The sequence below is a fragment of the Pseudomonas sp. 1928-m genome (genome assembly GCF_029269135.1).
In the GTDB taxonomy this organism is placed as follows: Bacteria; Pseudomonadota; Gammaproteobacteria; order Pseudomonadales; family Pseudomonadaceae; genus Aquipseudomonas.
Window position 1 is genome coordinate 1,093,999 of record NZ_JARIXO010000001.1, and the last position, 22,424, is coordinate 1,116,422.

Annotated in this window: 24 protein-coding genes and 1 riboswitch; of the genes, 9 read left to right on the forward strand and 15 right to left on the reverse strand. The window is 62.8% G+C overall.

Annotated elements, in window-relative coordinates; translation table 11 throughout:
• Positions 1 to 49: 49 nt before the first annotated feature.
• From ybeY to miaB, 3 genes are all read right to left on the reverse strand, one after another.
• Complete coding sequence (gene ybeY, locus P3C18_RS04835) at positions 50 to 508, reverse strand: rRNA maturation RNase YbeY (protein ID WP_275960727.1); 459 nt, start codon at positions 506 to 508, stop codon at positions 50 to 52.
• Entirely contained in the window at positions 501 to 1,505 is a 1,005-nt protein-coding gene (locus P3C18_RS04840; protein WP_275960728.1) for a PhoH family protein, read from the reverse strand. Before P3C18_RS04840 ends, ybeY begins: the two co-directional genes overlap by 8 nt.
• Before the next feature lie 88 nt (positions 1,506 to 1,593).
• Positions 1,594 to 2,925: a tRNA (N6-isopentenyl adenosine(37)-C2)-methylthiotransferase MiaB gene (gene miaB, locus P3C18_RS04845; protein ID WP_275960729.1), complete on the reverse strand. Its 1,332-nt coding sequence runs from the start codon at positions 2,923 to 2,925 to the stop codon at positions 1,594 to 1,596.
• 402 nt (positions 2,926 to 3,327) lie between these two features.
• Here miaB and P3C18_RS04850 point away from each other — a divergent pair, with 402 nt between their 5' ends.
• On the forward strand, positions 3,328 to 3,651 hold the full coding sequence (locus tag P3C18_RS04850; RefSeq protein ID WP_090249225.1) for a DUF1820 family protein: 324 nt from the start codon (positions 3,328 to 3,330) through the stop codon (positions 3,649 to 3,651).
• A gap of 132 nt (positions 3,652 to 3,783) precedes the next feature.
• On the opposite strand, the gene P3C18_RS04855 is transcribed toward P3C18_RS04850, so the two are convergent.
• From P3C18_RS04855 to P3C18_RS04875, 5 genes are all read right to left on the reverse strand, one after another.
• Complete coding sequence (locus P3C18_RS04855) at positions 3,784 to 4,335, reverse strand: tetratricopeptide repeat protein (protein WP_275960730.1); 552 nt, start codon at positions 4,333 to 4,335, stop codon at positions 3,784 to 3,786.
• A gap of 92 nt (positions 4,336 to 4,427) precedes the next feature.
• Complete coding sequence (locus P3C18_RS04860; protein ID WP_275960732.1) at positions 4,428 to 5,084, reverse strand: hypothetical protein; 657 nt, start codon at positions 5,082 to 5,084, stop codon at positions 4,428 to 4,430.
• Positions 5,084 to 6,373 (reverse strand): glutamate-1-semialdehyde 2,1-aminomutase, encoded by a 1,290-nt coding sequence (hemL, locus tag P3C18_RS04865; protein WP_275960733.1) that lies wholly within the window; start codon positions 6,371 to 6,373, stop codon positions 5,084 to 5,086. Before hemL ends, P3C18_RS04860 begins: the two co-directional genes overlap by 1 nt.
• Positions 6,374 to 6,502: 129 nt before the next feature.
• Positions 6,503 to 7,129 (reverse strand): thiamine phosphate synthase, encoded by a 627-nt coding sequence (gene thiE / locus P3C18_RS04870; protein ID WP_275960734.1) that lies wholly within the window; start codon positions 7,127 to 7,129, stop codon positions 6,503 to 6,505.
• A gap of 27 nt (positions 7,130 to 7,156) precedes the next feature.
• Positions 7,157 to 7,951, reverse strand: a complete 795-nt coding sequence (locus P3C18_RS04875) for a hydroxymethylpyrimidine/phosphomethylpyrimidine kinase (RefSeq protein WP_275960735.1) — start codon at positions 7,949 to 7,951, stop codon at positions 7,157 to 7,159.
• 573 nt (positions 7,952 to 8,524) lie between these two features.
• Between P3C18_RS04875 and P3C18_RS04880 the strand changes: the two genes are divergently transcribed.
• From P3C18_RS04880 to P3C18_RS04900, 5 genes are all read left to right on the forward strand, one after another.
• Complete coding sequence (locus P3C18_RS04880; RefSeq protein ID WP_275960736.1) at positions 8,525 to 10,906, forward strand: hybrid sensor histidine kinase/response regulator; 2,382 nt, start codon at positions 8,525 to 8,527, stop codon at positions 10,904 to 10,906.
• Positions 10,907 to 11,025: 119 nt separating this feature from the next.
• Positions 11,026 to 11,679 (forward strand): TetR/AcrR family transcriptional regulator, encoded by a 654-nt coding sequence (locus P3C18_RS04885; protein WP_275960737.1) that lies wholly within the window; start codon positions 11,026 to 11,028, stop codon positions 11,677 to 11,679.
• Positions 11,676 to 13,328, forward strand: coding sequence for an acyl-CoA dehydrogenase family protein (locus P3C18_RS04890; RefSeq protein ID WP_275960738.1), 1,653 nt, complete (start codon positions 11,676 to 11,678; stop codon positions 13,326 to 13,328). The genes P3C18_RS04885 and P3C18_RS04890 overlap by 4 nt, the downstream gene beginning before the upstream one ends.
• A 10-nt stretch (positions 13,329 to 13,338) precedes the next feature.
• Positions 13,339 to 13,758: a PaaI family thioesterase gene (locus P3C18_RS04895; RefSeq protein ID WP_275960739.1), complete on the forward strand. Its 420-nt coding sequence runs from the start codon at positions 13,339 to 13,341 to the stop codon at positions 13,756 to 13,758.
• A 33-nt stretch (positions 13,759 to 13,791) separates the two neighbouring features.
• Positions 13,792 to 13,997: riboswitch (cobalamin riboswitch) on the forward strand.
• A gap of 54 nt (positions 13,998 to 14,051) precedes the next feature.
• Positions 14,052 to 14,732, forward strand: a complete 681-nt coding sequence (locus P3C18_RS04900; RefSeq protein WP_275960740.1) for an energy-coupling factor ABC transporter permease — start codon at positions 14,052 to 14,054, stop codon at positions 14,730 to 14,732.
• 4 nt (positions 14,733 to 14,736) lie between these two features.
• On the opposite strand, the gene P3C18_RS04905 is transcribed toward P3C18_RS04900, so the two are convergent.
• Entirely contained in the window at positions 14,737 to 15,480 is a 744-nt protein-coding gene (locus tag P3C18_RS04905; protein WP_275960741.1) for a hypothetical protein, read from the reverse strand.
• A gap of 111 nt (positions 15,481 to 15,591) precedes the next feature.
• Here P3C18_RS04905 and P3C18_RS04910 point away from each other — a divergent pair, with 111 nt between their 5' ends.
• Both P3C18_RS04910 and amn read left to right on the forward strand, forming a co-directional pair.
• Entirely contained in the window at positions 15,592 to 15,918 is a 327-nt protein-coding gene (locus P3C18_RS04910) for a DUF3703 domain-containing protein (protein ID WP_275960742.1), read from the forward strand.
• A gap of 83 nt (positions 15,919 to 16,001) precedes the next feature.
• Positions 16,002 to 17,474: an AMP nucleosidase gene (amn, locus tag P3C18_RS04915; RefSeq protein WP_275960743.1), complete on the forward strand. Its 1,473-nt coding sequence runs from the start codon at positions 16,002 to 16,004 to the stop codon at positions 17,472 to 17,474.
• A gap of 4 nt (positions 17,475 to 17,478) precedes the next feature.
• Here the strand turns inward: amn and P3C18_RS04920 are convergent, their stop codons facing one another.
• Both P3C18_RS04920 and P3C18_RS04925 read right to left on the reverse strand, forming a co-directional pair.
• Positions 17,479 to 17,919 carry a GNAT family N-acetyltransferase gene (locus P3C18_RS04920; protein ID WP_275960744.1) on the reverse strand — a complete coding sequence of 147 codons (441 nt, stop codon included), beginning with the start codon at positions 17,917 to 17,919 and terminating at the stop codon, positions 17,479 to 17,481.
• A 58-nt stretch (positions 17,920 to 17,977) separates the two neighbouring features.
• On the reverse strand, positions 17,978 to 19,012 hold the full coding sequence (locus P3C18_RS04925; protein WP_275960745.1) for an NAD(P)-dependent alcohol dehydrogenase: 1,035 nt from the start codon (positions 19,010 to 19,012) through the stop codon (positions 17,978 to 17,980).
• A gap of 204 nt (positions 19,013 to 19,216) precedes the next feature.
• Between P3C18_RS04925 and P3C18_RS04930 the strand changes: the two genes are divergently transcribed.
• A complete protein-coding gene (locus P3C18_RS04930; protein WP_275961583.1) occupies positions 19,217 to 19,786 on the forward strand; it encodes a pseudouridine synthase in 570 nt (189 codons plus the stop codon).
• On the opposite strand, the gene P3C18_RS04935 is transcribed toward P3C18_RS04930, so the two are convergent.
• The 4 genes from P3C18_RS04935 to P3C18_RS04950 all read right to left on the reverse strand — a co-directional run bounded on the left by P3C18_RS04935 (position 19,787) and on the right by P3C18_RS04950 (position 22,332).
• The gene (locus P3C18_RS04935) at positions 19,787 to 20,179 is read right to left on the reverse strand and encodes a globin (RefSeq protein WP_275960746.1); all 393 of its coding nucleotides are present in this window, start codon (positions 20,177 to 20,179) and stop codon (positions 19,787 to 19,789) included.
• 85 nt (positions 20,180 to 20,264) lie between these two features.
• Positions 20,265 to 20,483 carry a DUF2788 domain-containing protein gene (locus P3C18_RS04940; protein ID WP_275960747.1) on the reverse strand — a complete coding sequence of 73 codons (219 nt, stop codon included), beginning with the start codon at positions 20,481 to 20,483 and terminating at the stop codon, positions 20,265 to 20,267.
• 138 nt (positions 20,484 to 20,621) lie between these two features.
• Positions 20,622 to 21,101, reverse strand: coding sequence for an Lrp/AsnC family transcriptional regulator (locus tag P3C18_RS04945; RefSeq protein WP_090381951.1), 480 nt, complete (start codon positions 21,099 to 21,101; stop codon positions 20,622 to 20,624).
• 334 nt (positions 21,102 to 21,435) lie between these two features.
• Positions 21,436 to 22,332, reverse strand: coding sequence for a cation diffusion facilitator family transporter (locus P3C18_RS04950; RefSeq protein ID WP_275960748.1), 897 nt, complete (start codon positions 22,330 to 22,332; stop codon positions 21,436 to 21,438).
• Between the last annotated feature and the right edge of the window lie 92 nt (positions 22,333 to 22,424).

Consider the following 22,424-nt stretch of genomic DNA (forward strand, 5'->3'; position numbering starts at 1 on the left):
ACTGAGTGCAACGCAGTATGGCCGAGCGCAGTAGTTTGTAGGTGCCCTCTTATTCGTGGTCGGCGTAGGGGTCGGGGTGACCCAACTCAGCCAGCAATTCTCGTTCCAGCGCTTCCATCTCTTCGGCTTCCTCATCCTCGATGTGGTCGTAGCCGAGCAAATGTAGGCAGCCGTGGATCACCAGGTGCGCCCAATGCGCTTCGCTGGTTTTCGCTTGTTCCTGGGCTTCGCGCTCAACCACCGGCACGCAGATCACCAGATCGCCGAGCAGCGGGATATCCAGCATTTCGTCTGGTACATCGGCAGGGAAGGATAGTACGTTGGTGGCGTAATCCTTATGCCGCCAGGTGTGATTGAGTTCGCGGCCTTCGGCTTCGTCGACCAGGCGAATGGTCAGCTCGGAATCCGCTGTACGCTGGCGCAGGGCAATCTCGCACCAGGCGCGAAACTGCGCCTCGCTCGGCAGGGCGGCGGCGTCGCTGGCAATCTGCAGGTCAAGCTCAAGCATTGCGCTCATCCTGCTCGTCATCCAGCTTGCCGTGCATGCGGTTGTCGTAGCGCTCGTAGGCTTCGACGATGCGCTGCACCAGTGGGTGGCGCACCACGTCCTTGGGCTTGAAGTGGGTAAAGCTGATGCCCGGTACGTCACGCAGCACGTCGATGACGTGGGTCAGGCCGCTTTTGGTGCCGCGCGGCAGATCGACCTGGGTAATATCACCGGTAATCACTGCGGTAGAACCGAAGCCGATGCGGGTAAGGAACATCTTCATCTGTTCCAGCGTGGTGTTCTGGCTTTCGTCGAGGATGATAAAGCTGTTGTTCAGCGTGCGGCCGCGCATATAGGCCAGCGGTGCGACTTCAATCACCTGCTTTTCGATCAGCTTGGCCACCTGCTCGAAGCCGAGCATCTCATACAGTGCGTCGTACAGCGGGCGCAGGTAGGGGTCGATCTTCTGCGACAGGTCGCCGGGGAGGAAACCGAGCTTCTCGCCAGCTTCTACCGCCGGGCGTACCAGCAGGATACGGCGAATTTGCTCGCGCTCCAGGGCGTCCACGGCGCAGGCCACCGCCAGGTAGGTTTTACCCGTGCCGGCTGGGCCGATGCCGAAGTTAATGTCGTGGTCGAGGATGGCTTTGACGTAGCGCTGCTGATTGGCCCCGCGCGGGCGAATCATGCCCTTGCGGGTGCGCAGGGCGACGCTGGCTTCGACGGTCGGGTTGCTCATTTCCTCGATGCCGGATTCCTGCAGAAACAGGTGCACCAGGTCGGGCGACAGTTCGGTGTTTTCGGCTTCGCGGTAGAGGCGGCGCAGTAGCTGCTCGGCAGCGCGGGTCTGACCGGCGGTGCCGACCAGTTCGAACTGGTTGCCGCGGTTGCGCAATTCGATGCTCAGGCGCTGTTCGATCAGGCGCAAGTGCTCATCAAATTGGCCGCACAGGTTAGCGAAGCGGCGAGCCTCAAAGGGTTCAAGGATAAAGCGGAGTGGTTCTATGGGTGCGTTCAAGGTCGTGTGATGGCCGCCAGTCGGCTGGGGTAGTGAAACGAAGAATAGCGCTAGCGGCCGCGAGGGGGAAGCTCGGGCCGCTGCGGCTTTAGTCGGTTAACAGGGTGCCGCGCAGCGAGTTGGGCATGGCTTCGTCGATATGCACGTCGACAAACTGGCCGATCAGGCGCGGGTTGTCGCTGCGGAAGTTGACCACCCGATTGCTCTCGGTACGGCCCTGGAGCATGCCGGGGTCCTTCTTCGAGTAATCGTTGACCAGGATGCGCTGCACGGTGCCGGCCATGCGTCGGCTGTTCTCAAAACCCTGCTGGGTGATGCGGTGCTGCAGCAGCGCCAAGCGCTGTTTTTTCAGCTCCAGCGGGGTGTCATCGGGCAGGTCGGCCGCCGGGGTGCCGGGGCGCGCGCTGTAGACGAAGGAGTAGCAAAAGTCGAAACCGACATCCTCGACCAGCTTCATGGTCTGCTCGAAGTCCTTCTCGGTTTCCCCGGGGAAGCCGACGATAAAGTCCGAGCTGATCAGAATGTCCGGCACGGCGGCGCGCAGCTTGCGGATGCGCGACTTGTATTCCAGTGCGGTGTGGTTGCGCTTCATCGCCGCGAGAATGCGGTCGGAGCCCGATTGCACCGGCAGGTGCAGGTATTTCACCAGCTCGGGGATCTCGGCGTGGGCCTGGATCAGCGCGTCGGAGAACTCCAGCGGGTGGCTGGTGGTGTAGCGAATGCGGTCGATGCCATCGATGGCGGCCACGGCATACAGCAGCTCGGCAAAATCGGCGATCTGCCCGTTCTGGGTCGCGCCACGGTAGCCGTTGACGTTCTGCCCGAGCAGGGTGATCTCACGCACGCCGTGTTCGGCCAGGTGGATGATCTCGCCGAGCACATCGGCCATGGGCCTGCTGACTTCTTCGCCACGGGTGTAGGGCACCACGCAGAAGGTGCAGTACTTGCTGCAGCCTTCCATCACCGAAACGTAGGCGCTGGGGCCATCGACGCGCGGTTCGGGCAGGCGATCGAATTTCTCGATCTCGGGGAAGCTGATGTCGACCTGGGCGATCTTGGTGGTGCGCGCGGCGTCGATCATTTCCGGTAGACGGTGCAGGGTCTGCGGGCCGAAGACCACGTCGACGTAGGGCGCGCGATCACGAATCGCCGCGCCTTCCTGGCTGGCCACACAGCCGCCGACGCCGATCACCAGGTCGGGGTTGGCAATCTTCAGCTTTTGCCAGCGGCCGAGTTGCGAGAACACCTTGTCCTGGGCTTTTTCACGGATCGAGCAGGTGTTGAGCAGGATGATGTCAGCGTCTGCGGCCTTCTCGGTGACTTCCAGGGCTTGATGTTCGCCCAGCAGGTCGATCATGCGCGAGCTGTCGTACTCGTTCATCTGGCAACCGTGGGTTTCGATATAAAGCTTCTTGGTCATGCGCGCTCAAAAAGGGTGATTCGAAGAACCGCGCATTATAGGGAGCTAGTGCCAGGGTTCCTAGGGTCTGCTGTCGCTTCGTCGCGAGCCGCGTTGCCGCGAAAAATCTCGCCAGGCTAGGCGGAGGACGCAGGTAATGGTTGTTCCCTTGCCAAGTCCTCCAACACCGTGTGGCGAGATTTTGCGCGCAACCCGAAGGGCCGGGCCTGTTTTAGCGCGATGCTGCGTTTCTCGACACTCATTTGGAACAACCAAACTTCGTGTCTCGTGCCTTGCCTCGCGCTAAAACAGGCTCCGGCGCGGCCGCGAACGAAGCGGCAACAGACCCTGGCGTTGGCTGCTAGGCGGCTATGCTATGATCCGCGCCCTTTCAATTAACCCCTCGGTACGAACTGCATAGCCATGAGCAAGCGCGAACCCATCTACAAGGTGATTTTCCTCAACCAGGGTCAGGTGTACGAGATGTACGCCAAGCAGATCTTTCAAAGCGATCTGTGGGGCTTTCTGGAAGTGGAGGAGTTCGTCTTCGGCGAGCGCACCCAGGTGGTCGTCGACCCCAGCGAGGAAAAGCTCAAGGCGCAGTTCGATGGCGTGGTGCGCAGCTTTATCCCCATGCACGCGATCATCCGCATCGACGAAGTCGAGCGCCTGGGTACGCCGAAGATCAGCGAAGCCAAGGGTGGCGGTAATGTGATGCCGTTCCCCATGCCGATGCCTGACAAGTGAAGCTACTGCGCTCGATCATGCGGCGTTAAAAACTGGCTCGGCATGCTCATTTACACCAGTAAACTCCGCTGCCTCGCCAGTTTTTGCCTTGCCTGCTCTTCGCTCGCTACGCTTCACGCCAAAACGGTTTGACTACGGCAGCGGGGCGAACGGCGAGGTAAAGGTGTCGGCGTTCTGCAGTTCCAGCAGGTAGTTGCGGAATATCTGCCCGAGCACCTGGCTGGCGATTTCCAGTTCGTTGCGCGGCATCTGTGCGGCGATCAGGTCGGCGCTGTCCATGGCTTCGTCCGAGCCGTTCACCGCCGCCATTTTTAGCACGATATAGGCCTGCACCGCGTTCGCCGGTACGCCTTCGCCACGGAAGAACATCATGCCCAGGCGGTACTGCGATTGCGCATGGCCTTGCAGCGAGGCCTGCTCGAACCATTTCAGCGCCAGGCTGAGGTCGCGTTCGACGCGCTTGCCGTCGTAATAGAACTCGCCCAGCTCAAACTCCGCCTGTAAGTCGCCATTGCGGGCAGCTTGCTCGCACGCTTCGACAGCCGCGGGCAGTTCTTCAGGGGCGGTGTTGAGTGAGCAGCTGCCAAGCGCGGGGATCAGCAAGGAGTTGCCGCTCGCCGAGGCAAGCAGTGGCAGCAGGAGCAACAGGCAGCCCAGGGACAGGGTGCGGCCGGTGCGTTTCATGAAAATCCGTTTACCTCGGGATGCACAACAGGCGATGTGCCTGGCCGCCGGAACGCGGCAGCCATCACATTATGAAATAAGCAGCGACGTTCTTACAAAGTCTTTACCGGGTTTTCTTCCGTGCGGCCATTTTTTGCGCTGCCAGGCAGGCTCAACAGTAGCCAGGCCAGCAGTGGGTAGGCGGGTGTCAGTAGGGCGTGGAACAAGTCGACTCGGCGTAAAGAACCGATAAAGCCCTCGGTGCCAACCGCCAAACCGGCCAGCAGAAACAACCCGACCACCGCAATCGCCGCCGCCAGGGGCGCGCGCTTGGGCCACTGTACGGCGCCGGCGTAGAGAATCAGCAGCAGGGTCGCCAGGTTGAGCAGTAGGCGGTAATCCTCCAGCAGGTTCATCTGGCGGAACAGTTCGAAGAACGCGCACAGACCCAGCAGGATGCGTCCCCAGTTGGCACGGCTCCACTTCCAGCCGCGACCCAGGGCGAGTGCGGCGGCGCCGAGCAACGGCAGGCCGAGAAAGCTGCTGGCCTGGCTTAGCCACAGATGCGCGGCCTGCGCGCTGGGGTCGATGCCAAAGCGAATCACCCCAACGGCCGCTGCAGCCGCAGGCAGAAGAAACCCCAGCAAGGCGCAGAACAGCCCGGGCTGATCGGCCTCGCCGTAGTGCTTGCGGGCTTTGCCGATGGCGATTGCACAGGCCAGACAGGCCAGGGCCAGGATCGCGTCGCTAAAGGCGGTGCTGTACTGCATCAGGCTTTCTTCAGCTCGGCAAAGGCGCGCTCGGCGGCGTCCAGGGTGATCTTCAGCTCGGCATCGCCATGGGCAATGGAGGTAAAACCGGCCTCGAAGGCGCTTGGTGCCAGGTACACGCCGCCGGCCAGCATCAGGTGGAAGAAGCGCTTGAAGCGCTCGGCATCGCTGGCCATCACATCATCAAAGGTGACGATATCGTCGGCGCCGCTGAAATACAGGCCGAACATGCCGCCCGCTTGAGTGGTGACGAACGGGATGCCGGCCGCATCGGCGCGGTCCTGCAGGCCTTGCAGCATGCGGCTTGTGTAGTCGCTCAGTTCGGCATGAAAGCCCGGGCGCTTGATCAGGCGCAGGGTGGTCAGGCCAGCGGCCATGGCCAGCGGGTTACCCGACAGGGTGCCGGCCTGGTAGACCGGGCCGAGCGGGGCGATGCAATGCATGATTTCGCGTTTGCCGCCGAAGCAGCCGACTGGCATACCGCCGCCGATGATCTTGCCGAAAGTGGTCAGATCCGGGGTGACGCCGTAATACGCCTGAGCACCGCCGAGGGCGACGCGGAAGCCGGTCATCACTTCATCGAAGATCAGCACCACGCCGTGTTTGTCGCACTGTTCGCGCAGGCCTTGCAGGTAGCCCGGTGCCGGCGGCACGCAGTTCATATTGCCGGCCACCGGCTCGACGATGATGCAGGCCACCGTCGAGCCGACTTCGCTGAGCATCTGCTCGACCGCCGCCAGGTCGTTGAATGGCAGGGTCAGGGTGTGTTTGGCGAAGTCCGCCGGCACACCGGCGGAGCTCGGCACGCCCTGGGTCAGCAGCCCGGAGCCGGCTTTTACCAGCAGACTGTCGGAATGGCCGTGGTAGCAGCCTTCGAATTTGATGATGTTGTCGCGGCCGGTGTAGCCACGGGCCAGGCGGATGGCGCTCATGGTTGCTTCGGTGCCGGAGCTGACCATACGCACCATTTCCATTGACGGCACCAGGCTGCATACCAGGTCTGCCATCTCGGTTTCCATGGCGGTCGGCGCGCCGTATGACAGGCCGTGCTGCAGCTGATTGCGCACCGCGTCGAGGACTTCAGGGTGACTGTGGCCGAGGATCATCGGGCCCCAGGAACCGACGTAATCGACATAACGCTTGTCGTCTTCATCGGTGACGTAGGCGCCTTCGGCGTGTTTGAAGAACAGCGGCGTGCCGCCGACGCTTTTGAAGGCGCGCACGGGCGAGTTGACGCCGCCGGGGATGTGCTTTTGCGCGTTAGCGAAGAGGGTTTCGGAGCGGGACATGGCAGGGCCTCTCAAACTGGGAGTTGGGGCGAGCCGGGCTGCCCCTGACAAGGATTAATTATGGCCTGCCATCCCTGGCGGCCACCCTTCGGGTCGTCGCTGTGCGACGTTAATAATGGCTCCAGGCCGTTATTTCGGGGTAAACAGGGCGCTAAAGGCGCGGGCGCGGCGCTCGACTTCAGCCGCCGAGTCGGCGCCGAACAGGCCGTGTACCACCGCGACCATGCTGGCGCCGTGGGCGATCAGCTCAGGTGCGTTATCCAGGGTCACGCCGCCGATGGCGACAATTGGCAGATTGACCTTGGCTTTCGCTGCCGCCAGCAACGCGACGTCGGCTGCCGGTGCGCCGGGCTTGGTGTTGGAATTGAAGAAGCGGCCGAAGGCGACATAGCTGGCGCCTTCCTTGGCGGCGGCCTCGGCCAGCTCCAGTTGGGCATGGCAGGTGCCGCCGATAATCGCTTTGCGCCCGAGCAGCGCACGGGCGGCGGACAGTGAACCGTCGCCTTGGCCCAGGTGCAGGCCCACGCCGAGGCGCGCGGCCAATTCGGCGTCGTCATTGATGATCAGCGCGGCGCCGTAGCGGTTGCACAGCTCGCGCAGGGCTTCGGCTTCGCGCAGGCGGCGGGCGTCATCGCTGGATTTGTCGCGGTATTGCAGCAGCGTCGCGCCGCCTTTGAGCGCAGCTTCGACGTAAGGCAGCAGTTTGCCCTTGAGCAATTCGCTGTCGGTGATGGCATACAGGCCACGCAGTTTCATTGGAAGCGCTCCATCAGCTGCTTTCTATTAATAAGCATCCAGCGGCAGGCGACGCGGGATGTACTGGCCGTGGCCCGGTTGTTCGGCGTCGCGCAGGGTGCGCCAGGTGTAGTCGAGGGCAAATTGCACGGCGCTGACCAGTTCCTGACCCAGTGCCAGGCGACCGGCCAGGGTGCTGGCCAGGGTGCAGCCGGAACCATGGTAGCTGCCGGGCAGGCGCTGGCAGGTAAAGGTGTGGCGGCTGCCGTCGCGGCTATAGAGGCGGTTGTGCACTTCGTGCTCATCGCCATGGCCACCAGTGATCAGCAGGTGCTGGATATACGGCAGCAGCTTCTCTGCACATTCATCGGCCGTGCCATCCGGCAGTTCGGCGAGGATGCGCGCTTCTGGCAGGTTCGGCGTGGCGATGGTGGCGACGGGCAGTAGGCGCTCACGCATGGCGTAGCCGACTTCATCCTTGCCCAGCGCGCCACCGCCGCCGGCGCGCAGCACCGGGTCGCAGACCAGCGGGATGCCCGGCAGGCGTTGCATGATTTCCAGCACGGTTTCGACCATCTCGACCGAGCCGAGCATGCCGAGCTTGACTGCTTCGACTGGCAGGTCGTTGATCACCGCATTGGCCTGGGCCAATACCCACTCGCGGTCGAGTACGCGAAAATCATGGACGTTGACGGTGTCCTGCACGGTCAGCGCGGTCACGGTTGGAGCAGCGTGACAACCTTGGGCGAGCAGGGCTTCGATATCGGCTTGCAGGCCGGCACCACCACTGGGGTCATGACCGGACAGGCACAGCACTACGGGGCGAGAGGTAGGCGTTTTCATGGTGCGCGAGCTTACCACCAAACCACGGCTTGCAGACCCCGCCGTGGCAGGAAAGCCAGCCAAGCGGACGATCTGTCGCATGCCCGTAGCCCGGATATAATCCGGGACGTTTTTCGGAATTCAGAAGGTTCCCGGATTGCATCCGGGCTACACGTAAATGCCGTTAACGTGGTTTAAGTGAGCGGCATTATGCGCGTCCAGCTTTTTCCTGGGGCTCTGGCGCAAGGGCCTATGTTAGGGGCTGTTACCGTTTCATCGCGACCGCGCCGGAGCCAGTTTTAGCGCGAGGCCAGGCACGAGACACGAAGTTTGGTTGTTCCACATGAGTGTCGAGAAACGCAGCATCGCGCTAAAACTGGCCCGGCCCTGCGGGTTGCGCGAAAAATCTCGCCATGCGGTGTTGTGGAACTTGGCAAGGGAACATTACCTGCGTCCCACGCCTAGCCTGGCGAGATTTTGCGCAGCAACGCGGCTTGCGCTGAAACGGCAACAGCCCCTAGAGTGCCAGCATCCAACTACACCGCTTCCAGCGGCGCTACCTAAGGCGCTGCTGGCTTACTCTGGCTGAGCTGCATGCACTACATCCTTCTCTGTTTCTTCATGCTGGTGCCAGGGTTGGCCGGGGCATTGGTTTTTGACGAAAACACCCGCAGCCTGCCGCTCGGCAAGGCCATGTCGGTATTTGAGGATGTACGCGGTGATGCCAGCATCGAGGACATCACCTCGCCGGCCCTGCAGGCCAGTTTCCGCCAGCACGACAAGGGTGTGCTGAACGCCGGCTATTCGCGCTCGGTGTTCTGGCTGCGTCTGGATCTGGAATACCGCCCGCAGCAGGCGACAGGCGTGCAGCCCTGGTTGCTGGAGCTGGCCTATCCGCCGCTTGATCATGTGCAGCTGTACCTGCCCGATGCGCAGGGGCGTTATCAGCTGAGCCAGCACACCGGTGATGCCTTGCCGTTCTCCAGCCGTGAGATCAAACAGCACAACTATGTATTCGAACTGAAGTTGCCGCCGGGGCAACGGCAGAGTGTTTATCTGCGCCTGGAAAGCCAGGGCTCGATCCAGGCGCCGCTGACTCTCTGGGCACCGAATGCCTACTTGGAAGAACAGCCGGCGCGCATCTATGTGCTGGGCATCATCTACGGCGTGTTGCTGGTGATGCTGATCTACAACCTGTTTATCTTCCTCAGCGTGCGCGACACCAGCTACCTGTATTACATCCTCTATATCGCCTCGTTCGGCTTTTATCAGCTATCGGTCAACGGCGCGGCCATCGAATACTTCTGGCCCAACAGCCCCTGGTGGGCGAACGCCGCCACGCCCTTCCTGATTGGCGCGGCGGCGCTGTTCGGTTGTCAGTTTGCCCGCAGTTTTCTGCATACCGCCGAGCACAGCCCCTGGGTCGACCGCGCCCTGTTGCTGATGATGGCCTGCGGCGTATTGGTGATGACCCTGGCGCTGACGGCCAGCTACGCCCTGTCGCTGCGCCTGGCTACCTACCTGGCGCTGGGCTTTACCGTGGTGATCTTCAGTGCCGGCATCCTCGCCTGGATGCGCGGCATGCGTGTGGCGCGTTATTTCATCATCGCCTGGACGGCCTTTCTCGCCGGCGGAATGATCAACACTCTGATGGTGCTGGGCTACCTGCCGAATATGTTCCTCACCATGTACGCCAGCCAGATCGGCTCGGCGCTGGAAGTCGGCCTGCTCTCGCTGGCGCTGGCCGACCGCATCAACGCGATGAAGGAAGAGCGCACGCGCATCCTCCAGGAGGCCGGGCTCAAGCTCGAAGCCTTCAACCAGGAACTGGCCAACAGCAACCGCTTGAAGGATGAATTCCTCGCCACCGTCACCCACGAACTGCGCACGCCGATGAACGGGGTGATTGGTTCGCTGGAACTGATGCAGATGCTCGAACTCGACGGCGAGCTGGCGCACTACCAGCGTACGGCCGCCAGTTCCGCCCGCGACATGATGCGCATGGTCAATGACATCCTCGCTCTGACCGAACTGCAGGCCGGGCGGCTGTACCCACGGCGCGAGCCGTTCAGCCTGCGCGGGCTGTTTGACGGTTTGCGTGCGCAGTACGCGCCACGCGCCGAAGACAAGGGTCTGCGCTTTGTGCTGGAGCTGGATGACAGCCTGCCCGACACCCTTGAGGGTGACGCCAGCAAACTGGTGCAAAGCCTTAACTGCCTGCTGGATAACGCCATCAAGTTCACCTTGCATGGCGAGGTGCGTGTAAGGGTCAGCCGTGGCGGTTCGGCCAGCGATATTCTGCCGCTGCGCATCGAGGTGATTGATACCGGTGTGGGCTTTGCCGTACCGGCTGACGGCAAGCTGTATCAGCGCTTTCAGCAGTTGGATGGTTCGATGACCCGCGAGTACGGCGGTCTGGGCATTGGTCTGGCGATCTGCCGGCAGCTGGTCGATCTGCTCGGCGGTGATCTCAGTCATGAATCGCAGCCCGGTCAGGGTAGCTGTTTCCGCCTGGAGCTGCCGTTGGCCTTGCCGGTGCAAATGACCTCCCCAGCTGCCGTCGTGCTGCGCGCCACCGGCCCGGCGCTGCGCGCGCCTGAGCAGTGCACGGTATTAATCGTCGAAGACAACGCGATCAATCAGCTGGTAACCCGCGGCATGCTGCTCAAGCTGGGGTATCAGGTACGCACGGCCGACAATGGCGCTGAAGCCCTTGAGCTCTTGCGTAGCGAGACCATCGACGCCGTGCTGCTGGACTGCCAGATGCCGGTGATGGACGGTTTTGCCACCTGCCGGGCGCTGCGTAACCTGCCGGGCTGTCAGTTGCTGCCAGTGCTGGCGATCACCGCCCACAGCCACAGCGGCGACCGCGAGCGCTGTCTTGCTGCTGGCATGAGCGACTACCTGGCCAAGCCAGTTAAGTTCGAACAGCTGCGCAATCTATTGCACGACTGGGTGCTCTGCCGCGAGTCCTGATCGCATGAGTTGTACACGCCAACAGCTGGCCAATATGCCCGCTGTTGTGCCCGGAATCGCCCTTTAGCCAAACTCTGAATCCTGATTCACTTGAGCGATAGTGAATCAGGATTCAGATCATGGCCTATCGCACTACTGCCCTGCGTATCGACCGCGACCAGGCGCTGCGTGAGCGCATCATCAGCGCCGCGCTGGTGCGGGTTGCTGAGGGCGGTTTTGCTGCCTTGACCATGCAGGCGCTGGCTGAGGATGTCGGCATCGCCACCGGCAGCCTGTACCGCCATTTCAGCAGCAAAGGCAGCCTGGCGGCCGAGGTGTTTGCGGTGGCCAGCCAGCGTGAGGTGGATGCGTTGGCGGTCAGCGTGCGTGGCCCTGGCAGCCCGGTGCAGCGTCTGGCCGCAGGGCTTGAGCGTTTTGCCGCGCGTGCCTGGGACAGCCGCCGTTTGGCCTTCGCCCTGATCGCCGAACCGGTCGATCCGGAAGTTGACGAGCAGCGCCTGTTTTACCGCGAAGCCTATGCCGACCTGTTCGTCGAATTGCTGCAGGAAGGCGCTACACAAGGCGTGTTCCGTGTGCAGCAGATCAATCTGGTCGCCGCCTGCCTGGTCGGCGCCATCGCCGAAGCCCTGGTCGGCCCACTGTCGCCGCCCGCCCGTGCGGCCCGCGAAGCCGGTTATCCCGCCCCCAGCCTGGCTGAAGTCAGCCAGGCCTTGGTCACCTTTTGCCTGCGCGCCGTGGGCGCCAATTTGCCCGAAGAGGAGCCTCAGCCATGAATGCCAGCCAACACGCCGAAACCCATGAAGTGTTCAACCAGGTGCCGCCGCTGGATGGCGCCAACCTGTACCGCGTTGACCTGCCGCTGCAGGAGTGGAGCAAGCGCTTCGGCGGCGGCTGGGCCGAGCCGCGCCTGGATGTGTATGGCGCGCTGGCCGGTGGTGAGCTGATGGCCGCAGGCTTTCTCGCCAATGAAAATAAACCGGTGTTCAAGAGCCACGACCGCTACGGTCACCGCGCCGATCTGGTGGAGTTTCACCCGGCCTATCACCAGTTGATGAGCGCAGCCATCGAGCATGGTCTGCCGTCCATGCCCTGGACCGACCCGCGTGCCGGCGCTCAGGTGGCGCGCGCCGCCATGAGTTACCTGCACAGCCAGGCCGAAGCCGGCAGCGGTTGCCCGCTGACCATGACCTTCGCCAGCGTGCCGGCGCTCAAGCTGCAGGCCGATGTGGCCGAGAAGTGGCTGCCGAAAATCCTCTCGACTCAGTACGATCCGCGCAACCTGCCAATCGAGCAGAAAACCGGCGCGACCATCGGCATGGCCATGACCGAAAAGCAGGGCGGCACCGATGTGCGCGCCAACACCACGCGCGCCTACCCGGTGGGCCTCGGTGGCCCCGGGCAGGCTTATGAGCTGGTGGGGCACAAGTGGTTCTGCTCGGCGCCGATGTGCGACGCCTTCCTGACCCTGGCGTACACCACCAAGGGCCTGACCTGCTTTCTGCTGCCGCGCCATCGCCCAGACGGCACGCGCAACGAGTTGTATATCCAGCGCCTGAAAAACAAGCTGGGTAACTGGTCGAACGCCTCCAGCGAAGTGGAGTTTCGCGGCGCCCTGGCCTGGATGGTCGGCGAAGAAGGCCGTGGTGTGCCGACCATTATCGAGATGGTCGCGCTGACCCGCTTCGACTGCATGATCGGCTCCAGCGCGCTGATGCGTCAGGCCCTGACCCAGGCCGCACACCACTGCGCCCATCGCCAGGTTGGCGGCCGTGTACTGAGCGAGCAGCCGCTGATGCAGAACGTACTGGCCGATCTGGCTCTGGAAAGCGAAGCGGCGCTGGCGCTGACCATGCGCATGGGCAAAGCGCTGGACAATCCGCACATTGATCAGGAAGACAAGTTCGCCCGCTTGGTTACCGCCGTAGGCAAGTATTGGATCTGCAAACGCGCGCCGGCCATGATCAACGAGGCCGCCGAATGCATGGGTGGCGCCGGGTATGTCGAGGACACCATCCTCCCAAGGCTGTACCGCGAAGCACCGGTCAACTCGACCTGGGAAGGCTCGGGCAACGTGCAGTGCCTGGACGTGCTGCGCGCCCTGTCCAAGGAGCCGGGCGTGCTCGATGCGCTGTTCGCTGAGTTGGGCGATGGCCATGGTGATGCGCGGCTGAAATCCCATATCACGCAACTGCAGGCGGATTTTCGCGATACCGCAGATATTCAGTACCGCGCCCGTCAGCTGACTGAAGACGTAGCCCTAGCGCTGCAAGCCAAGCTGCTGTTGGAAGCCGGCAATGCGCCAGTGTCCGATGCCTTTATCGCCAGCCGTCTGGGCGGGCAGGGCGGTCGGGTCTACGGCACCTTGCCGCGTGGGCTGGATGTTGACGCGCTGGTGGCGCGCAGCACGCCGCATTTGATCTAAGGCGTCGAGCATGCACGCCAGTCTTTTTCAGCAGTTACAGGCCTGGCTGGCCGGTGATATCGGTGCGGACTACGGTATCTCTCAGCTGCAGGCCGCAGCCGGAGTGGCGAGCTTCAGCAGTCAGCCGCCGGCTGTGCACTTCAATCCGCTCGGCGGAGTGCACGGCGGCTACACCGCCACGCTGTTCGATGCGGCGCTGGGGCTGGCGGTGTATTCGCAGGCCAGCGCCGAAGAGGTCTATGTGACCGCCAGCCTGCAGGTAAATTACCTGCGCCCGATTGGTCTTGCGGCTTTGCCGCTCCGCACCGAAGCCCGTGTGCAGCAGCGCGAGGGGCGACAGGTCGCAGTGCAGGCCACGCTGCATGATGCTCAGGGGCAGCTGTGCGCCAATGCCAGTGGCGTCTTCACCTGCTTGCGTCATACGGCGTAAGGCGCCTGGCTCTGTCATTTCTCTTAGCCGCCGGGTAAGGTGGCCGCCGATGGTTCCGGTTCGCATTTATGCGACTGGATGAAAAGGGAACAGGGTGCGGCGCACGTCGCCAATGCCCTGGCTGCCCCCGCAACTGTAAACGGTGAATAACGCCCAGATGCCACTGACCGCAAGGTCGGGAAGGCGGGCGCAGTGTCAAGCCGTGAGCCAGGAGACCTGCCATCGAAGCCGGGCGCTTATGCCCAATCCCTCAATCCAGATCATCGCGCGGTGGGCGCGGTACAGGAATCTCTATGCACATCGAACCCGAAGTCGTTACTGGCGCCAAACTCTTTCTTAGTTATGCAACCGCCGCAGGTGCCTTTGGCCTCACGGCCAAGCTTGCCCTCGACAGCGTACGCAGCAACGGTGGCGCTGCCGCCCTGGCGCTGCGTAGCCTGCTGACCACTGCCCTGGTGTTCTGCTTCTTCGAGGTATTGCCGCATCACCCCGTGGGCGTCTCCGAGGTGCATCTGATTCTGGGCTCGACGCTGCTTCTGCTGTTCGGTGCCGGTGCCACGGCTATCGGTCTGGCGCTTGGCCTGTTGTTGCAGGGTTTGCTGTTTGCCCAGTTTGACCTGCCGCAGTACGGCATGAACGTCACCACGCTGCTGGTGCCGCTGTGGGCTATCAGCCTGCTGGCCAAGCGCATCATCGCGCCGGGCACCGCATACGTGGACCTCTCCTACAAGCAGGCGCTGGCGCTGTCGACGGCCTATCAGGGCGGTATCGTTGCCTGGGTCGGCTTCTGGGCGTTCTACGGCAACGGCTTTTCTGGCGAGAACCTGGCGGCGGTGGGCAGCTTCGGTTTGGCCTATATGAGCGTGATCCTGATTGAGCCACTGGTTGATCTGGGTGTGCTGGCCGCCGCCAAGGCGCTGTCGGCTTATAGCCGCGGGCCGTTGTTCAACGCGCGTCTGCACCAGCCGGCCTGATCACTTAGCGGCGACGCTGCCAGATCAGCTTGCCGGTATTGCTCTCAGTGACCAGGTACTGGTCACTGAAGCGATAGTAGGCGGCAGGCTGGTAGTCACTGCGGCCCTGCATCTGCACCTCCAGCAGGCCGTTGTTGCTCTGCCAGCGGCCGCTGTATTGCAGCTCGCCAGGGCTGTCGTAGTTCCAGTCGGCGCCACCTGCCACGCTGCGTGTCCATTGCGAAACGCTGCCGTCATCACTCAGTTGCAGAATCATCTGGGTGGTCATCGAGGCAAAGCTGGCGCCGCCGCTGTTGATGATCTTCTCGTGCACCCAGGTGCCGATCAGCGCCGGGTCGCGTGTTGCGTTGCTGCTCGGGTTGCTACTTGGCGTGGCCGCTGCAGCACTAAGGTTTTGCCGGTGGAACAGCGCCTTGCGCTCCAGGGTTGCCCCAGTCGTCGGATTGCGCGCGGCGATATGGGTGTTGAGCACGCCGTTGGCGTAGGTGGCATTCATATTGGCGATCAACTGCCCGGATTGCGCTTCGCTGATCTGCGCGCTGAGCAGCTGACCGTCAAAGCTGCCGCTGATCTGCAGGCGCAACCTGCCGCCCTCCACATATTCCCCCGTGACCTGCTGGCCCTGGCTGCGCAGGTGCATCTCGGCTGGCTGGCCGTCCAGCGTGGTCAGGTAATGGCCGTCCAGGCTATCGGCCAGCAGAACACTGGGTAACAGGCACAGCACAAGAGTGAGCAGGGCGCGCGGCATGCGTTTTCCTCTAGATAATTGGGTTGCTGAAGATTAGCTGTTGTTGCTTGACCTGGGTGCCGCCCCGCACTTGCAGACTGGCAACGCAGCTTAATAGAGAGGAGCGTTGCCATGACCCGCGAACAAGCCTTCTGGCAGGAATACCAATTGGCCCGCGCCCAGCGCGGCCTTGACCCCGCCGCCGAGCTGCGCCATCTGGAGCGGGCGCATATTCTCGGCCAGCGCTATTTCAGTGAACACCTGCGCAGCCACCTATGGATGCTGGCCTGGGCTTGGCGTCAGCGTGACTGGGCCGAGGGTCTGGCGCAACTGCTGCGCATCCCCGGCAGTCTTGGCTCATTGCTGGGGCTGTTTCCCTTGGGTAATCCGGGTACACGCCGGGTCGGTCCGCTGACCCCGCAGACGCTGCCCGAGGATCTGCAAGCGCTGCTCAAGTAGCCTGCGCGAGCAACGCCGCGCTATCGCAAGCGCGGCGGATCAGGGCAAGATAGAGCCATTGAGATCAGCCAGGAAGGTGCCTTGTGAACCCTTGTTCCGATGACTTTATTGTCGCCAATACCGCTGAAGAAGCGGTGGATCGTCTGGCCGCCTTGCACCTGCAGGCGACCACCGCCCTTAGCCAGGCGCTCAAGCGCTACCTGAAAGAGCGTGTCAAACCCGATGCCGCCCAGCAGTGCCAGTTTCGCTACCCCGAATTGCGTTTGATCTACCTGTGTCAGGGCGAAGTGCCGACCACCGTGCGCGCCTACGCCAAGGTGCAGGTGCCGGGCACCTACAGCATCACCGTCACCCATCCGGCGGCGTTCCGTAAATACCTGCTGGAGCAGCTGCGCCCGCTGATGAGCGACTTCACCGTGCGCGTGGAAGTGGGCATCAGCCAGCAGAATATTCCCTATCCTTATGTGGTCGAGCAGGGCGATGAGCTGGCCGGCTCCGGGGTGACCGCCGCCGAACTGGCGCGGGTGTTCCCCAGTACCGATCTGTCTGCCGCCACCGACGGCACCGCCGATGGCCTGTACGACTGGGAAAACACCGACCCGCTGCCCCTGGCGCTGTTCGATGCGGCACGGGTGGATTTCTCCCTGCGCCGTCTGGTGCATTACACCGGCAGCGACTGGCGGCATGTGCAGCCGTGGATTCTGCTGACCAACTACCACCGCTACGTCGACCAATTTATCCGCCATGGTCTGGACATGCTGGTCGGTGAGTCGCGCTTCAACCGCATGGTGCTGCCGGGCAACGTGGTGATCGAGCGCGGCATGGCCGAAGGCGAGATGCAGGCGATCATCGAGAACGTCATCTGGCACCGTTACCAGATGCCGGCTTACCACCTGCAGGCCGACGACGGCCACGGCATCACCCTGGTCAATATTGGCGTCGGCCCATCCAACGCGAAGAACATCACCGACCACCTGGCCGTGCTACGCCCGCATTGCTGGCTGATGATCGGCCACTGCGGTGGCCTGCGTCAGTCGCAGACTATCGGCGACTACGTGCTGGCCCACGCCTATATGCGCCGCGATGGCATCCTCGACCGGGTGCTGCCACCGCATATTCCGCTGCCGGCCTTGGCCGAAGTGCAGCAGGCGCTGCAGGAAGCGGCCAAGCTGGTGACCGGTGAAGAGGGCGATGAGCTGAAGAAGCGCCTGCGCACCGGCACCGTGCTGACCTACGACGACCGCAACTGGGAACTGCGCTGGGCCCAGGAGCGACCGCTGATCAACCTGTCCCGCGCCGTGGCCGTGGACATGGAAAGCGGCACCATCGCCGCCCAAGGTTATCGTCTGCGCGTGCCCTACGGCACGCTGCTGTGCGTCTCGGACAAGCCGCTGCACAGCGAGATCAAACTGCCCGGCGCAGCCGGCGCGTTCTACGAGCGCGCAGTCACCCAGCACCTGCATATCGGCATCACCGCGCTCGATCTGCTGCGCAACCAGCTCAACTCGCTGCATTCGCGCAAGCTGCGCAGCTTCGACGAGCCGCCGTTCCGCTAACGCATCAAGCGAGGCGCAGGTGCAGAATCGGAAAAGGCCGCCCGCCATCATCCAGCGGTGAGCGGCCTGCTACTGCGAAGCCCTGGCTCAGGTAGAAACCCAGTGCCTTGGGGTTCTGTTCATTGACATCGACCTGGTTCGCGCCGAGGCGTGTCACCGCATCGCTGAGCAGTGCTCGACCGATGCCCGTACCGTGCTTCTGTGGGTCAACGAAAAGCATTTCTACCTTGCCCTCGGCATAGCCGAGAAAGCCGCAGACATTGCCATCCGTGCCACGGATGCAACTGAGCTGAACCTGGGGAAAGTACTGCTCGATCAACAAGGGTTTGAGCAGCTGAATATCGTGCTCTTCGAGAAAGTCATGGGTGGCGCGTACTGCCGCCTCCCACACTTCAAGCATGCGCGGGAAGTCGGTGGCGCTGGGTGTTTCGATCTGGTGTGGCATGTGTGGCTCATGAGGCGGTGAAAAAGGGGCAAATCATGCGACTGATTTGCCCCTGTTGTCACTTGCTGGCATCCAGCACCACGCGGTAGCGCGCTTTACCGGCGCGCAGGTGGTCGATGGCCTCGTTGACCTTGCTCATGGGGAATTGCTCGACCTGCGGCAGGATTTGATGGCGCGCGCAGAACTCGAGCATTTTCGCCATGTTGGCCGGTGAACCAACGGGCGAGCCGGACAGGCTCTTCTGCTTGGGGATCAGGCTGAACACATGCACCGGGATCGCGCTGGGTACGATGCCGACAAAGTGCAGTCGACCTTTGCCGCGCAGGGTGCCGAGCATGGCGTTCCAGTCGAGGTCGGCGCTGGCGGTGACCAGCAGAAAATCCAGGCTGCCGGCAATCGCCTTGAGTGCCGCGCTGTCGGTCGAGGCCACCACCTTGTGTGCGCCCAGGCGCTTGGCTTCGTCCTGCTTGCTCAGCGATGAAGTGAAGGCGGTGACTTCGCAGCCCCAGGCATTGAGGAAGCCCAGCGCCAGGTGACCGAGGCCGCCGATGCCGACCACGCCGACTTTGTCGGTGGGTTTCACGTCGAAATCCAGTAGCGGGCTGAACACCGTGGAGCCGGCGCAGAACAGCGGGCCGACCAGGGCTGGATCGAGGCCGTCCGGCAGTGGCACGGCCCAGGCCCAGTGGCTGCGCAAACGGTCGGCGAAGCCACCGTTGCTGCCGACAATCGTTGGTTTTACCGTGCCACACAGCTGATGCGAGCCTTCCATACAGGAGCTGCAGTGCATGCAGCTGCCCTTGTACCAGCCGATGCCCACCCGCTGGCCGAGCTTGAGGCCGCGCGCCTGCGGGCCAAGGCGCACCACGCTGCCGACCACTTCATGGCCGGGGATAAAGGGGTAGCGCGCATTGCCCCATTCGTTGTCGATCATCGACTGATCGGAGTGGCAGATGCCGCAGTATTCCACCGCCACTTCCACCTCTTCGGCGCCGAGCGGGCCGGGGTCATAAGTGTGCGGTTCGAGGGGCGCGCCGGGGGCTTTGGCGGCCCAGCCGGTAAAGGTTTCGACGATGGATTCGGACGAACTCATAACAATGGCCTCGGGACGGGAAACACAACCTTGCCAGCATAGCCCGCTACGTCGGCGCAGGCTGCGCGGATCACTCAGCCTGATAGTCCAACCGTGGCCTCGGTTACACTGGCCGCTTCGTAACCTGTTGCTGGATCACCTATGTCGCGCCCACCTCGCCCTGCGTCCTCTCGTCCGCACAGCGGCAAAGCTGCCGTGCGCCGTGTGGCCAAGGCGCCACCCGCCGAGCCGCGCTTGCTGCTGCTGAACAAGCCCTTCGATGTGCTGACCCAGTTCAACGACGAGCAGGGCCGCGCCACCCTCAAGGATTTTGTCGATGTGCCCGGCGTTTACCCGGCCGGTCGGCTGGACCGTGATAGCGAAGGCCTGTTGCTGCTGACCAATGACGGCGGTCTGCAGGCGCGCATTGCCGACCCCAAGCACAAGCTGGCGAAAACCTACTGGGTGCAGGTGGAAGGCGAACCGAGCGAAGCGCAATTGCAGCAGCTGCGTGATGGCGTGCAATTGAATGACGGGCCGACCTTGCCAGCTGAAGCGCGGTTACTGGAAACGCCCGAGTTGTGGGAGCGCAACCCGCCGGTGCGCTTTCGCAAAAGCATCCCGACGGCCTGGCTGGAACTGGTGATTCGCGAGGGGCGCAACCGTCAGGTGCGGCGTATGACGGCGGCCGTGGGCCTGCCGACGCTGCGCTTGGTGCGCGTGCGTATCGGCCCGTTCAGCCTGGACGGCTTGCAGCCGGGGCAATGGCGCGAAGTGCCGGCCCGGCTGGATTGATCAGTAACCGGCTTTGATCACGGCGATGCCTTTATCCAGCACCTCATTCCAGGCGCTACGGGTTTCGCTGCAGTACTGCTGATCATGCTCGCCGATGGTCTGCAGCAGTGCTTGCTGCCACAGCACATACAGCTCTGGGCGAATGTCCATGGCGGCGCGGGAGTGGCTGCAGCCCAGGGCGCGCAGCTTGGTGTCAGGCATGCCGCGCGCATGCATCACCAGGTTGAGAATGCCCTGACGCAGCAGCAGCTTTTGCCCGTTCATCTCGGTGTTGGCGAACTTCTCGCGCACCTCGGGTGAGCTGGCAAGAAAGTGCTGGTAGAAACTGTCGAAGAAATCAGGGCTGGCGCAGCAGCGGCCATAGCTCTGCATCACCCGGTCGGTGGGGGACATGAATACTCCTGGGGAACGGCGGAAAGCCGCATTCTAGCGCGGTTGGCTGCGGCTGGACGTGCCGTAGTTGGCGTGCGGCGGTTTGCTAGCCGTGGATGTCGCGAGCGGTTTCGATGATGTAGGTGATGATCGGCTTGGCCAGGAAGGCAAACAGGCACAGGCCCAGGCCGAGGAACAGGATCGCTGTACCCAGGCGGCCGGCTTTGGAGGTTTTCGCCAGGTCCCAGATGATGAAGAACATAAACACCATCAGCCCGCCGACCAGTGCGTACATCATCAGCGATTCGAACTGTTCGGTTTCCATTCGGGCCTCGTGAACCTGCAGGTGCTCGGCTGGGTGCCGAAAATCGATGCGTAGGCGGGCGCGCTGCGCTCGCCAGAGGGGCGCGATTATACGCGCCGGGGACGGCCCTGCCAGCCGCACATAACGAGGGTGCGGCGATCAGCCGCGCAGGTGCTGCAGCGGCAGTTGGGTGCTGGAGAGAATCTGCTGCAGCACAAAGCTGGAACGCACGCTGGAAACCCCCTCGATACGGGTCAGGGTGCCCAGCAGCAGTTTCTGGTAGTGATCCATGTCCGGCACCACCACCTTGAGCTGGTAGTCGGCGTCCATCCCGGTGACCAGGCAGCATTCCAGTACTTGCGGGCATTTGCGGATTTCTTCCTGAAAATGCTCGAAACGCTCAGGGGTGTGCTTGTCCATGCCGATCAGCACGTAGGCAGTCAGCGTCAGGCCGAGCTGTTTACGGTCGAGTAGTGCGACCTGGCCGAGGATATAGCCATCATCTTCCAGCTGTTTGACCCGCCGCGAGCAGGGCGAGGGCGACAGGCCGATGCGTTCGGCCAGCTCCTGGTTGGACAGGGTGGCGTCGCGCTGCAATTCGGCGAGGATATTCAGGTCATAACGATCAAGTCTGTTCATATTTGCCGTGCTTTCGATATTAGGTTGTGCAGGATGATGCGCTTGTGGTGATTAATTGCGCAAGTGGTGGGTATTTGAGCAATGTTCGCAATCTTTCACTGCGTCGGCAGGCGTAAGCTTTACCTCAACTTCAAGGCCCGGACGATACGTCCAGCCGCTTCGCCCAATCAGGTGAGCGGTCGCCGCCGATCCCACCGGATCGTCACGGCACCCGGGTCCGCACTGCCCAACCAGGCAGGCGAAGAAAAGGCGTTACCATCGCCACAATGACGGACACGCAAAAAAGGGGAAGGCCTGCAGGCCTTCCCCTTTTTTGTCGCCTGTCAGTTGGCCCTTATGAGACCGCCGCGTGCTTTACCACGCTGCTCGGGTCGGCATGCACCAGTACCTCGGCACGGGGGAACTCGCTGCGGATCGCCGCTTCAACCTGCTCGCACAGGCCGTGCGCATGCAGCAGGCTCAGTTCACTTGGCAACTCCACATGCAACTGCACGAACCAGTGGGTGCCGGAGAGGCGCGTGCGCAAGTCATGCACGCCCAGCACGCCGGGCACGGCGCAGGCCAGGCTGTGCATCTGCGCGCTGATCTGCGGGTCGAGCTCCTGGTCCATCAACACGGTGGCTGCTTCGCGGACGATGCTGATGGCGCTCCAGAAGATATACAGCGCAATGCCGATGCCGAAGATGGCGTCCAGTTGCGGCCAGCCGTAACTGGCCAGCAGCAACGCCAGGAGGATGCTGCTGTTGAGCAGCAGGTCCGAACGGTAGTGCAGCGAGTCGGCGCGAATCGCCGTGGAGCCGGTCAGCTTGACCACATGGCTCTGGAATAACAGCAGGGCGATGGTCACCGCCAGCGACAGCAGCATCACCGCAATGCCCAGGGCCGGTGCGCCAATCGGTTCGGGATTGAGCAGGCGATCAATGGCGTGACTGCCGACTAAGACCGCGCTGGCGCCGATAAACAGCGCCTGGCCAAGGCCAGCCAGAGCCTCGGCCTTACCGTGACCGTAGCGGTGATCCTCATCGGCTGGGCGCAGGGCGTAGTGCACAGCGATCAGGTTGAGCAGCGAGGCGGCGCCGTCGAGCAGCGAGTCCGTCAGCCCTGCCAACAGACTGACCGAGCCACTGAGCCACCAGGCAATGGCTTTGGCCAGCGCCAGCGTAAGCGCAGCCGCCAGCGCAGCGAAGGTCGCCAGGCGCATCAGGCGGGCGTGTTGCGGTTGTATATTCACGGGCTATCCAGAATGGGGACGTTCTGCCAAGGCTAGCGCTAAATAACAAAAGCCCGTCGGAAAACGGGCTTTCAGTTCGAGCTTGCTGTTTC